Below are 11,814 nucleotides of genomic sequence, written 5' to 3'. Positions count from 1 at the left end.
AAAGCTCCGTAGGAGCGACCCGTTAATAGCAGAATCATTCGTCATTGAATCAAAGCTCCGTAGGAGCGGCCTGTTAATTTTAAACATCGAATTGCTCGCAGCCCGACTTGAACGGAGCTCTTTTTGTGAGGAGGAACGACGAGCAAAAAAGCGGGAGAGGAAGGCGGAAAAGCTGCCATAATAAAAAGAAAATACACCCAATGGATGTGACAGATGTCCAATAAAAGATAGAATAAGAAATGAAAAATTTCGCAGAACTCATCAACGCTTTGGAGAGCACCAATAAAACCAATGCTAAAATCGATGCCATTCTCAATTATCTTGAGCGAGCGACAGATGATGATAAATTGTGGTTTATCGCCTTGTTTACGGGCAAAAGACCTAAGCGAAATGTGAACAGCAACTATATGAAAGAATGGGCATTGGAGATAAGCCAACTGCCGTTTTGGCTTTTTCAGGAAAGTTATTCTTCGGTAGGTGATTTGGGTGAAACAATTTCTTTAATTCTTCCGCCACCTAATGAAAAAATTGAGAAAACTTTGTCGGAATGGATGACCGAGATTATTGAATTAAAAACAAAAACGGATACAGAAAAGAAAGAATTTGTTCTCAATTCTTGGAATGGTTTGGATTATACAGAGCGATTAATTTTCAATAAATTACTCGGTGGAAGTTTCAGAATTGGTGTTTCTTCCAAGACATTGATTAATTCTTTGACCAAGTTTTCTGGGCAGGAAGCAAGCACACTGATGCACAGTCTGATGGGAAAATGGCAACCTGCTGAGGTCAGTTTTAAAGAATTAATTTCGGCAGAAAACATCAATCCTGATAACTCAAAGCCCTACCCTTTTTGCCTTGCATATCCTTTGGAAAAAGAATTGGAAAATTTGGGCAATCCCGAAGAATGGCTCATTGAATATAAATGGGACGGAATCCGCGGACAAATCATCAGACGAAATGACGAAGTTTTCATCTGGTCTCGAGGTGAAGAATTGGTGACCGAGCAGTTTCCGGAAATTACTGAAGCCGTGAAAGCAATGAAAGGCAACTTTGTAATAGATGGAGAAATACTTGCGGTAAAGGACGGTAACGTTTTAAATTTTAATGAATTACAAAAACGATTGAACCGTAAAACTTTAACTAAAAAAATGCTCTCTGATATTCCAATTGAAGTGTTTGCGTACGATATTTTGGAATTGGAAGGAACGGATTTGAGGGAAAAACAGATCTCCGCAAGAAGAGCAATGCTGGAGGAATTACTATTAAATGAAGCACCAGAAAAGATCAAGATTTCACAGGCAATTGATTTTGAAGATTGGATTCAATTAGATCTCATCAGAGAAAATTCTAGGGAAATCAACAGTGAAGGTTTGATGCTGAAACAGAAAAATTCACACTACCATTCTGGAAGAAAAAAAGGCGATTGGTGGAAATGGAAAATCAATCCGTTAACAATTGATGCGGTTTTGATTTACGCTCAAAAAGGGAGCGGAAGACGAAGTGCTTATTACACCGATTACAGCTTTGCCGTGAAAAGTGGAGACAAATTAGTTACGATTGCCAAAGCTTATTCAGGATTGACTGATAAAGAGATAATGGAAGTCAGCAAGTTTGTGAATAAAAATGCGATTGAAAAATTTGGTCCGGTCCGAACGGTGAAAGCTGAATTGGTTTTCGAAATTGCCTTTGAAGGAATTGGCTTCAGCAACCGTCACAAAAGCGGTGTTGCATTGCGTTTCCCAAGAATTTTAAGATGGCGAAAAGACAAAACCGTGAATGATATTGATAATATTGAGGAGATTAAAAAATTGATACAGTAAATTTTTAAACGCAAAGAGCGCAAGGATCTTTTGACATTTTCCTGCATATTTTTCGTTTACAAAGGCAGTTCGTTCAGCAAATGATAGCAAAATGTAGTGGCTGACTGAAACGCCTTTGCGAACGGAAAATGTTTTAAAAAATTTTAAAATAAACCTTACGAGCGTTACGTTTAAACATAATAATTAACAAAATTTGAGCAACTACGAAAATACCGAAGGCTTTAAGATCATTCAAAACTGGATGATGGAAAAAGGCAATTCCCCATTTAAATTTCAGGAGGATACTTGGAAGAAATTCGGCAGTGGCTACAGCGGAATGGTGGTGGCTCCCACTGGTTTTGGGAAAACGTTTTCGGTATTTTTAGCATTGGTTTCAGACTTTCTGACGAATCCCGACAAGTACAAAAAAGGTCTGAAAATGATTTGGATTACGCCACTTCGTTCCCTTTCAAAAGATATCGCCAAAGCAATGCAGGAAGCGATTGACGAGATTGGTTTGGACTGGGAAGTTGGCGTTAGAAATGGTGATACAGACCCGAAAGTTCGTCAGCAACAGGTCAAAAATATGCCTGAAATTCTTGTTGTAACGCCCGAAAGTTTACACTTGCTTTTGGCCCAGAAAAATCATCAGCGATTCTTTAGCAGTATGCATTGCGTTGCGGTGGATGAATGGCACGAATTGCTGAGTTCAAAACGTGGCGTGATGGTCGAGTTAGGCATTTCACAGCTCTTTCATTACGTTCCGAAACTTAAAATCTGGGGAATTACGGCAACGATTGGAAACCTCGATGAAGCGCAGGATGTTTTGATCCCGTATGATATTAAGAAAACAAAAATTACCGCTAAAGAACATAAGAAAATTGATATTATTTCGGTTTTCCCAGATGAAGTTGAACTTTTGCCTTGGGCAGGACATTTGGGCCAGAAACTGGCTGATAAAGTGGTTCCCATTATTTTGGAATCTAAATCTACCATTGTTTTTACAAACACCCGAAGTCAGAGTGAAATGTGGTATCAGCTTTTGCTGAATGCGTATCCAGATTTTGCCGGACAAATCGCCATCCATCACAGTTCGATTGATGCACATTTGAGAATTTGGATCGAAGAAAATTTAAGTTCTGGAAAACTGAAAGCCGTGGTTTCTACATCATCTTTGGATTTGGGAATTGACTTTAAACCGGTGGATACGGTTATACAAATTGGCTCTGCGAAAGGTGTTGCAAGATTTCTCCAACGTGCAGGGCGAAGCGGACACTCCCCTTTTGAAACTTCGAAAATATATTGTGTACCAACGCATTCTTTAGAACTGATAGAAGTTGCAGCTTTGAAGGAAGCCGTAAAAGAAAAAGTTATCGAACCTCGTGAGCCGGTGGTTCTGTGTTTCGATGTTTTGGTTCAGTTTCTGATGACTTTGGCAGTCGGTGACGGATTTTTACCCGATGAAGTTTACGAAAGAATTAAAAAAGTCTATACTTTTCAGGAAATAAGAGATGAAGAGTGGAAGGCAATGGTAGACTTTCTCACCATTGGTGGAAGTGCCTTGAAAAGCTATGAAGAATATCATAAAGTAGTGGTGATGGAAGACGGTTTGCACAAAGTAACTTCCCGAAAAATTGCAATGCTCCATCGGATGAATATGGGTGCGATAGTAAGCGATGCGATGCTGAAAGTGAAATTTATTTCCGGTGGCTACATCGGGATGGTAGAGGAATATTTTATTTCGAGACTTAAAAAAGAAGAAAAATTCATTTTGGCTGGCCGTGTTTTGGAAGTGGCGATGATTAAAGATATGACAGTTTTTGTTCGGGCATCCAAAGGCAAAGCGCAAGCTCCAAGTTATTTGGGTGGAAGATTGCCTTTGAGTTCGAATTTGGGTCATTTTTTAAGAGAAAAATTATCGGGAGCATTGAATCCGAAAGCTTCTGAAAAGGAACTGAAATTTCTGCATCCACTTTTAGCCAATCAGGAAAAACGTTCACATATCCCTAAAGATGACGAATTTCTGGTGGAAATGATTAAAAACCGCGAAGGACATCATTTGTTTATGTATCCTTTCGAAGGACGTTTGGTACACGAAGTAATGGCTGCTTTAATTGCCTATAGAATTTCAAAATTAGCGCCTATTTCCTTCTCGATGGCGATGAATGATTATGGTTTTGAACTGTTCAGTGATAAAGAAATTCCATTGAATGAAGATAATTTAGATAAAATTTTGACGAGAGAAAATCTGATGGTGGATGTGATTTCGAGCATCAATTCTGCGGAAATGGCAAGAAGGAAATTCCGAGACATTGCCGTGATTTCTGGAATGGTGGTACAAAATTTCCCTGGGCAGCAGCGTTCCAACAAAGCATTACAAAGCTCGGCAGGATTGATTTTTAAAGTTCTTGAAGATTACGATCCCAATCATTTTCTGGTAAAACAGGCTTATACAGAAGTTTTCAATATGCAATTGCAGGAACAAAGATTAATGGAAGCCTTTAAACGGATTGAAAAGTCTAAAATTATTTTGAAATATGCCCATACTTTTACACCTTTAAGTTTCCCGATTAAGGTAGACAGCTTGCGACAGACGTTGACGAGCGAAAATCTGGATGCAAGAATTCAGAAATTGATCAAACAATCCGGAAGAAACATTAAAGACGAATAAAAACTACCATCTTCCAACCTAACTATGAACATTACGACTAAAGACATTACGATAAAAGACGACATTTTTACTTTAACCAATCAGCGTGCTTTGTTTTGGAAAAAGGAAAAAGCCTTAATTTTTTCTGATCTGCACATCGGTAAAACCGCACACTTCCGGAAAAACGGAATTGCCTTGGCAAATCATATTATGAAAAATGATTTGGAAAGATTATCTATTTTAATTGAAAATTTTCAGCCAGAGAAATTTATCATTGTTGGAGATCTGTTGCACGCCGGAAATAATTCGGACGTGGATGAGTTCTGCACTTGGCAAAAACAATATCCTGAGATCAAATTCATTTTGGTAGAAGGCAATCACGATAGGATTTCGCAAACTTTAGAGAAAAAACTATGTCTGGATTTCAGAAGTTCTTCTTTGCACATTGGCGGCATCACTTTCGTTCACGACTATGATCGTTCTAGTCCGCATTTTCAGATTACAGGACATATTCATCCGGGATTTGTGATCAATTCGCCGGTAAAAAAAATCAAATTACCTTGTTTTGCATTGACTTCGAAACAATTACTGCTGCCAGCTTTCAGTGAGTTTACAGGTCTGGACACCAAGAACATCCCTAAGAAAGGAAATTACTTTGTTTTTACAGATTCTGAAATTTATGAAATTTAGTTTCTCTTTTTGAAGATCAGACAGCAAGTCAGTAATGTCAAATTAACCAGGACCGAGAATCCGTTGGATAGAATGATCGGTAATTCATCTTTTAAAATCCCGTACCAGATCCAAAGCGAAAGCCCCGAAATCAGGACTATCAACATCAGGACGGAAATGTCTTCTGCGTTTTTTTCTTTGATGACCTTGATCAGCTGAGGCATCATTGCGACAGATGTCAGGATCCCTGCGATAATTCCTAATAAATTTTCATCCATTCTCACTAGCAATCCAAAATAAAGCCAAAAAAAAAATAAGCTCCAAATAAATCTGGAGCTTATCATTTTCATAGGAAAAACTTTTATGCTTACGCAAGTTTTACATTAACTGCGTTTAATCCTTTTTGTCCTTTTTGTACTTCAAAAGTTACTTTATCATTCTCACGAATGTTTCTGCTAACTAAACCTGATGAGTGTACAAAGATGTCGTCTCCTCCAGCTGATGGAGAAATAAATCCGAAACCTTTTGTTTCGTTGAAAAATTTTACTGTGCCTTCTTGCATTGTAATGGTATTAAAAAATTGTTGTTATAAATTATCTATTTGATAAGTTGAATGTTGATAGCGGAGTAACCCTTTGGAGACCTTTCTTTTTCGAAAGACACCTTGTTTCCTTTTTTCACCAAGTGCACACAATTGTTGCTATGGAAGAAAACGTTTTCTTTGTTACCATCCTCTGTAATAAAACCGTAACCTTTCTCACTAAAGAATGTTACAATTCCTGATTTAACTGCCTCTTCTGCTTCTATAGGAGCTGCACCTAATTGAATATCGTCCAGGTTCACTTCCAATCGTTCTTCAGGAGGCGTAGAAGTCAATCTTCCGTAAGAATCTACATACATAAATTCGATTTCCTTTCCTTTGTCATTATTGGTCTTTCGCTCTTCTCGACGGATATTTTTTTCTTTTTGTTTTGCGATTTTTTTCTTAAAATTTTCTTTTTTGGAGAAAGAATCTGCCATAAATTATTCTAGTATTTGATTATTTTATTAATATATGATTGGGTGGTGATACCTCTATTCCACTAGAGATATGGTTTATAATTTACAAAATGAGTTCAACAATAGATTTTAATTGTTACAATTAAAATTCAAAAATTGGTACTGTAAGCGAAAACTGGGGAGAGAAAAATTGGTATTCTAAACTGTAACAGAAAAAGCAAGGCAGACACCTCTTTTTATAAATTATAATGCAAATATACAACAAATTTATCAAACTTTCACGTTTTCAAATAATTGATTTAAAAATTAATATTAATAACAATTTTTATTGAAAATATATTAATGAAAAAAGTGATCTCAAAATGCCTTTACTTTGAGATCACCGTATCATATAACGTCTTGATTAAGCGAACTTCATCCAATCGCTATTATCGCCAATATCACCTAAGGCACTGACGTCTTTGTGATGCTGCAACGAAGCCAAAAGCATTACGATCTCCTGTCTTACCATCGCTACGGAATTATCTGTCAGTTGCTGGCTGAAACCCTCGTTATTAAGCTCCAGCAGATCATTCACCGTTACAACTCTTGCAATCACCTTTCCTAAGTCGATCATTTTTCTTTGAGAGATCGGACTTGAGATCGTGAAGTCAAATTCTTTCTTATAAAGTTTTGAAGCGTTGGTGGTCAATTCATTATTAGAAAGATAATCTCCCAAATGGTCTGTTTTTTTCTTTTTCATATCTTTTAGGATACCCTCAGAGATCTGTGTGTAAAGCATCTCATTGGAACCTTCGAAAATCTGGAAAGGACGGCTGTCCATAATTCCTCTTCCGCCGATGTGGCTCAATCGATAGCCTTTTCCACCAGAGAGCTGAACCAGGATCTGGGCAGATTCCTGCATCATATCGGTAACCAAAGCTTTCATACTATTGGCGTGAACACCGCTTGCTGAAACATCGTGATCTATGCCACTCACTTTGCAGCTTTTGGCACACATTGCAGAGCACAGTGTGAAAAACGACTGCATCTTAGCCAACTGGAACTGGACCTGATCCAAAGAAAAAAGATTGGCATTACCAACGATTCTTTCTTTGCAATGGGTTGTTGCCTCTTCCATCATTCTTTTAAGGAATCCCATTCCCATTCCGGGAAACTGGAACCTGCTTCTGTGGAGAACATCCAGCATCAATTTAAGACCTGTAGATTCTGGAATCAGTTTGTTTTCCTGAGGAACTTTGATATCCACTTTATTAAGTCCGTATGGGATCATATATAATCCTGCGTTGTCATAATATTCTAAAACTTCTATATTCTGATTCGGTTTATGCGTATCTGCAATGAAGAAATCGACATCTCTTCCAAGGTTTCCTTCTGAATTTGCATTTCTGGAAGTGATCAGCCAATAATTTGCCAATCCTGTAAGACCTTGCCAATGTTTCGTTCCTTTGACGTGGTATTCGTTATCAATCCATTGATTTTGAGTTCTCATACTCAATGCATCACTGCCGTATTCCGGCTCGGTGATCATCAAACCACCCATGGCACCGTAATCCAGAAAATGTTTGAAGATATCTCCTTTGATGATCTCATTCCCGTACTTAGCCAAAGGTTCCAGGAACAGCGCTATATTGATCCCAAATGTCAAAGATAAGGGCAATGACTCGTATGACGCTGCAGAAAGAAGTCCAAGACACTCTTTGACCTTCACACCTCTCCCGCCAAATTCTTTAGGAATAGCGACAGATAATGGCTTCAAATTGAAGATCTCTTTCCAGACATTGGGAGGCAAACCTCTCGAAAGGCTTAGCTGATCTATGTTTTCTTTTTGAAAAAGAGATGAAAGTGAAGTTTTGAATCGGTTAAGAAAATCTGTGTAGGAATCGGTTGGTAAATCCAATGCTAATGCATTCATAATAGTTTGAGATAAAACGCTATAAGCCATTTTTACAGCAAAACAATAACGTGAAGCGAATGGCAACTGCATTACAATTATAATGTCAACAGCTTCACAATAAAATTACTAAAACAAAGGTAGTATTTATTAATTGGTTCACACTATTTTGGCAATCCTAAGTTAAGATCTGTATTAATATTTAATACCTGTTGTGATATAATCAGATCTTTGTTCGATTGGTCTCTTCGTGAAAAATCTTCTTGACGGTTTTGGTTTGTTGATCACGATAAATGACAGAGCCTGGATTCCTGATGATCCTATAACCCTCAGCCAAAGCTATTTTTTTCTTCCTGTTCTATTGACATGATTGATTGAACAAGCCAAAAGACAAGCAACACACCTATTTTATGAGAATCTGTTAGAGATTCTGCGAAAATTAGTCAAACATTATGATGAATAAAGAACCATTACACAATATTAAAATTCAGTCTTTGATAAGATCAATCTTGGCATATATGTTGAAAGTAACATCTCCAATCAAACAAAAAATATAATTATGGCAACTAAATCACCTGTTATCAAAAAAAAGCCAGCTACTAAAAGTACGCCTGCAAAATCTACCGCTTCTAAAACTGCAGCAACTAAAAAGACACCTGCAAAAAAAGATGCTGCTAAAGAACTGAAAGATCTATTTGAAGACAGTTTGAAAGACATCTATTGGGCAGAAAAAGCATTGACAAAAGCACTTCCGAAAATGCACAAAAATGCCACGGATGTAAAACTGAAAAACGCGATCAGCGATCACCTTGCACAGACTCAGACACAGGTCAAACGTCTTGAGGATTGTTTTGCTGCATTGGGCAAGAAAGCGCAAGCTAAAAAATGCGATGCCATGCAGGGATTGTTGGACGAAGCAACTAGCATTATAGAAGAAACCAAACCTGGACCTGTAAGAGATGCAGGAATCATCGCAGCATCGCAAAAAGTGGAACATTATGAGATCGCCACTTACGGGACATTAGCTGCATTTGCAAAAGTGTTAAAAGAAAAAAAATGCCTGAAATATCTCTTGGAAACACTGGACGAAGAAAAAAAATGTGATGAATTACTGAGCGGTATTGCAGATACCAATCTGAATTCCAAAGCATTATAAAACAAATGAAAGCAAATTCTGATTTGAACAGAATTTGCTTTCATTTAGTAAAAGAAGATCTCACCGTTGATAGCCTCAGATGAAGCCAAAAGTTATTCCAGGAATACCACAACAAAAAGAAGGCAGCTTTCACGACACAGAAAGTTGCATATCATTTGATGACCCAAATTTGGCGTCAGATGCTTTCCATACACTTAAAAAAAGGTTTTTATCCATTAATGAATGGAAAAATTACTGCGGTGAAAAATCGGCAGATTTTAAACTTTATGCTCCATCAGGACATCCTATCGAAAGAGATCCTCAAGAGAAAGATCTGATCAGAATTGATATTCCCGGACTACCAAGTGCAGAATCACCGGGTTTTGACTGGGTGAAAATTGTAAAATTAAATGATCAATTTTTAGATACCAGCGAAATTGAAAACCTTCTGATGATCTGCTTTCCTACAACAACTTTGGGTCAAGATGAAAACAATCACATTGCCCATTTCTATTCCGAAAAATCATCTTCCACTTTCAAAATAGCAAGAGGATACAACTTTATTAAAATCGGTATCTATGGCAGAAATGAAACACCAAACCTCAACACCAACTTTCCAGGTAAAGTCAGAAATATGTTGATTGCCTTTGGTGGCCTATTTGGGATTTCAAAAATACAGTGGAAAATCTTTGCAGATGAGTTAATCACATTTTGAACCTTAATCACTGTCATTTATAAGCGTTCAGTGATTTTCCCTGCTTTTACAGAGTAGCCTTGATTAACAATAATTTTAATATTTTTTGCCTGTTTTAGAATTGCTATCATTAGAAAAGTTTAGCTTTGTCTACACTCCTATTGTCAACAATTTTCCCACTCTTCATCGTCATATTTTCCTTCTCGCCAAATATGGAGATTCTATCTGCCAATGATTCGGAGCTTTCCGATTGCTTATAAATCTCTTTTTCAGCCATTTCGGTTCTCCTATCCGATGTTTCTCAAATTTCGCCGGCAGCTGTCTGCATAATGTCTGTTCTAGCTACAGAAGCAATATTATCATTGGTAGAGTTACTGATATCGTTTCCTGTACTTACTGATACATTTTCACCAGCTTTCATCGTAATATTTTCCCCAACATTTAACGTAAAGTTATTAGGTGCATTCACATTGATGTTTCCTGCTTTCTCCATCAAATAAGTATTCCCACTCGGATCTTCTATAAAAACAGAACATTCAGCATCGTTCAGAATAATTTTAGTTCCACTTCTTGTATGGATCACCTTTTTGTCATTTCCGCTCGTGATGGAAAACATTTTGGATAGGAACTATACCGTTGCTGCGCCTTCTCAAGTTTGGGTTTCTGGCATAGCCGATACTCAAACCAACGAAGAATTTTTACACTTGACCACAGTTGTTGATTGGTATGACCGTAAAATAGTTGGATGGAGTTTAATTCATGGGAAAACTAGTCTTGCAGTTTAGATTTTAAACCAACCACCGCTACATGATTATCTTTTTTTTAACATTACGTCGTGTGCCATAGTCAGCAGCTGAAAACATCAGTAAAATTAAATACCTACAGTTCTGATATGATGAGGGGCAAGATTTGTTATCTAATTGTTTAACTTTGCAGTAATAACAATTTATGAGAATCAATTCACTAACAAAAAATTTAAAAACCTATTAAATTCAATGAAAACAAAACTATTTTTTTTAACTACTATTGTTTTTTCACTTTTTAGCACTGCTCAAAACGTAACAATTCCTGATAGTATTTTCAAGTCTTATCTTGTCAACAATTCGTCTATCAAGACCAATGGAGATTCTCAAATTCAAGTATCCGAAGCGTTGGCTTTTACGGGAACTATTGACTGTTCCTCAAGAAATATCGCGAGTTTAACCGGCATAGAGGCCTTTGTGAATATAACACAATTAAGCTGCTTCAGTAACCTGCTTACAAGTTTGGATGTGACCAAAAACACATCATTGAAAATTTTGGTCTGTGCAGGCAATCAGCTTACAAGTTTGGATGTAAGTAAAAATCTGGCTTTAACCGAGCTAAATTTTCACACAAACAAATTAACCAATGTAGACGTATCCAACAACACACTCCTCAATAGGTTGGCTTTTGCCAATAATTTGATTACAACAATAAACTTAACTAAAAATACAGCTTTATTGAGTTTGGTTTGTGAAAACAATATTTTGACAGAATTGGACCTTAGCAAAAATAAACTTTTAACAGATTTGGACTGCAGTAATAACAGGTTAACAACATTAGACCTTAAGAACAACGCTGCTTTAGCACAACTTAGTTTGAATTCTAACTTACTTACAAACTTAGACCTAACTGGTAATTCTCAATTGTCAATTTTAAATTCTAATGGTAACAATTTGCAAAATATAGATTTGGATATACTAATTTAACGTCCAGTAAAAGTTAAGCATAAAACCTTAATTTTAAGATATGAAACAAGAACGAAAAATCTATGATCCTGCTTTCAAAACCCAAGCAGTTCAATTGAGCAAAGAGAGAAATAATATATCAGAATTAGCCAGAGAACTCGGTATTAAAGTGACTTTGCTATACAAATGGCGAAAGGAATTTGAGGAGTTTGGAGCCGGAAGCTTCCCCGGAAATGGTAAATTGAAATTGACCGCTGAACAGGAA

At 37.0% G+C, this 11,814-nt stretch carries 14 protein-coding genes; 8 read left to right on the top strand and 6 right to left on the bottom strand.

Annotated features, from left to right (window positions below):
• The 4 genes from F564_RS21070 to pdeM all read left to right on the top strand — a co-directional run.
• The coding region (locus tag F564_RS21070) for a hypothetical protein (protein WP_228373940.1) at positions 1–181 on the top strand (181 nt) is incomplete at its 5' end.
• A 58-nt stretch (positions 182–239) separates the two neighbouring features.
• Positions 240–1,820, top strand: coding sequence for an ATP-dependent DNA ligase (locus tag F564_RS0118245; protein ID WP_028123827.1), 1,581 nt, complete (start codon positions 240–242; stop codon positions 1,818–1,820).
• Positions 1,821–2,061: 241 nt separating this feature from the next.
• On the top strand, positions 2,062–4,470 hold the full coding sequence (locus F564_RS0118240; protein ID WP_051259748.1) for a ligase-associated DNA damage response DEXH box helicase: 2,409 nt from the start codon (positions 2,062–2,064) through the stop codon (positions 4,468–4,470).
• A 24-nt stretch (positions 4,471–4,494) separates the two neighbouring features.
• Complete coding sequence (gene pdeM / locus F564_RS0118235) at positions 4,495–5,139, top strand: ligase-associated DNA damage response endonuclease PdeM (protein WP_028123825.1); 645 nt, start codon at positions 4,495–4,497, stop codon at positions 5,137–5,139.
• On the opposite strand, the gene F564_RS0118230 is transcribed toward pdeM, so the two are convergent.
• The 4 genes from F564_RS0118230 to F564_RS0118215 all read right to left on the bottom strand — a co-directional run bounded on the left by F564_RS0118230 (position 5,136) and on the right by F564_RS0118215 (position 8,032).
• On the bottom strand, positions 5,136–5,396 hold the full coding sequence (locus tag F564_RS0118230) for a SemiSWEET transporter (RefSeq protein WP_028123824.1): 261 nt from the start codon (positions 5,394–5,396) through the stop codon (positions 5,136–5,138). The two genes, pdeM and F564_RS0118230, sit on opposite strands and share 4 nt — an antisense overlap.
• A gap of 89 nt (positions 5,397–5,485) precedes the next feature.
• The gene (locus tag F564_RS0118225) at positions 5,486–5,680 is read right to left on the bottom strand and encodes a cold-shock protein (RefSeq protein ID WP_028123823.1); all 195 of its coding nucleotides are present in this window, start codon (positions 5,678–5,680) and stop codon (positions 5,486–5,488) included.
• Positions 5,681–5,715: 35 nt separating this feature from the next.
• Positions 5,716–6,138, bottom strand: coding sequence for a cold-shock protein (locus F564_RS0118220; RefSeq protein WP_028123822.1), 423 nt, complete (start codon positions 6,136–6,138; stop codon positions 5,716–5,718).
• 382 nt (positions 6,139–6,520) lie between these two features.
• Positions 6,521–8,032 carry an acyl-CoA dehydrogenase family protein gene (locus F564_RS0118215; protein ID WP_028123821.1) on the bottom strand — a complete coding sequence of 504 codons (1,512 nt, stop codon included), beginning with the start codon at positions 8,030–8,032 and terminating at the stop codon, positions 6,521–6,523.
• Positions 8,033–8,570: 538 nt separating this feature from the next.
• Between F564_RS0118215 and F564_RS0118210 the strand changes: the two genes are divergently transcribed.
• Both F564_RS0118210 and F564_RS0118205 read left to right on the top strand, forming a co-directional pair.
• On the top strand, positions 8,571–9,167 hold the full coding sequence (locus F564_RS0118210; RefSeq protein WP_028123820.1) for a YciE/YciF ferroxidase family protein: 597 nt from the start codon (positions 8,571–8,573) through the stop codon (positions 9,165–9,167).
• Positions 9,168–9,246: 79 nt separating this feature from the next.
• On the top strand, positions 9,247–9,861 hold the full coding sequence (locus tag F564_RS0118205; protein ID WP_028123819.1) for a hypothetical protein: 615 nt from the start codon (positions 9,247–9,249) through the stop codon (positions 9,859–9,861).
• A gap of 109 nt (positions 9,862–9,970) precedes the next feature.
• Here the strand turns inward: F564_RS0118205 and F564_RS20730 are convergent, their stop codons facing one another.
• Together F564_RS20730 and F564_RS0118190 are read right to left on the bottom strand one after the other, a co-directional pair.
• Complete coding sequence (locus F564_RS20730) at positions 9,971–10,117, bottom strand: hypothetical protein (RefSeq protein ID WP_154656928.1); 147 nt, start codon at positions 10,115–10,117, stop codon at positions 9,971–9,973.
• 24 nt (positions 10,118–10,141) lie between these two features.
• Complete coding sequence (locus F564_RS0118190; RefSeq protein WP_028123818.1) at positions 10,142–10,456, bottom strand: hypothetical protein; 315 nt, start codon at positions 10,454–10,456, stop codon at positions 10,142–10,144.
• Positions 10,457–10,835: 379 nt separating this feature from the next.
• Here F564_RS0118190 and F564_RS19750 point away from each other — a divergent pair, with 379 nt between their 5' ends.
• Together F564_RS19750 and F564_RS0118175 are read left to right on the top strand one after the other, a co-directional pair.
• Positions 10,836–11,570 carry a leucine-rich repeat domain-containing protein gene (locus tag F564_RS19750; protein WP_028123817.1) on the top strand — a complete coding sequence of 245 codons (735 nt, stop codon included), beginning with the start codon at positions 10,836–10,838 and terminating at the stop codon, positions 11,568–11,570.
• A gap of 40 nt (positions 11,571–11,610) precedes the next feature.
• Positions 11,611–11,814 (top strand): transposase (locus tag F564_RS0118175; RefSeq protein ID WP_028123816.1); only part of this gene is annotated, 204 nt, incomplete at its 3' end.

It is taken from the genome of Epilithonimonas tenax DSM 16811, from assembly GCF_000428485.1.
GTDB classification, from domain to species: Bacteria; Bacteroidota; Bacteroidia; order Flavobacteriales; family Weeksellaceae; genus Epilithonimonas; species Epilithonimonas tenax.
Note: the sequence above shows the minus strand (reverse complement) of the source record. Positions and strands in the feature narration are given on the sequence as shown.

Coding starts and splice junctions, on each gene's coding strand:
- F564_RS0118245 (WP_028123827.1), top strand. CDS start 240: ATGAAAAATTTCGCAGAACTCATCAACGCTTTGGAGAGCACCAATAAA.
- F564_RS0118240 (WP_051259748.1), top strand. CDS start 2,062: ATGATGGAAAAAGGCAATTCCCCATTTAAATTTCAGGAGGATACTTGG.
- pdeM (WP_028123825.1), top strand. CDS start 4,495: ATGAACATTACGACTAAAGACATTACGATAAAAGACGACATTTTTACT.
- F564_RS0118230 (WP_028123824.1), bottom strand. CDS start 5,396: ATGGATGAAAATTTATTAGGAATTATCGCAGGGATCCTGACATCTGTC.
- F564_RS0118225 (WP_028123823.1), bottom strand. CDS start 5,680: ATGCAAGAAGGCACAGTAAAATTTTTCAACGAAACAAAAGGTTTCGGA.
- F564_RS0118220 (WP_028123822.1), bottom strand. CDS start 6,138: ATGGCAGATTCTTTCTCCAAAAAAGAAAATTTTAAGAAAAAAATCGCA.
- F564_RS0118215 (WP_028123821.1), bottom strand. CDS start 8,032: ATGAATGCATTAGCATTGGATTTACCAACCGATTCCTACACAGATTTT.
- F564_RS0118210 (WP_028123820.1), top strand. CDS start 8,571: ATGGCAACTAAATCACCTGTTATCAAAAAAAAGCCAGCTACTAAAAGT.
- F564_RS0118205 (WP_028123819.1), top strand. CDS start 9,247: ATGAAGCCAAAAGTTATTCCAGGAATACCACAACAAAAAGAAGGCAGC.
- F564_RS20730 (WP_154656928.1), bottom strand. CDS start 10,117: ATGGCTGAAAAAGAGATTTATAAGCAATCGGAAAGCTCCGAATCATTG.
- F564_RS0118190 (WP_028123818.1), bottom strand. CDS start 10,456: ATGTTTTCCATCACGAGCGGAAATGACAAAAAGGTGATCCATACAAGA.
- F564_RS19750 (WP_028123817.1), top strand. CDS start 10,836: ATGAAAACAAAACTATTTTTTTTAACTACTATTGTTTTTTCACTTTTT.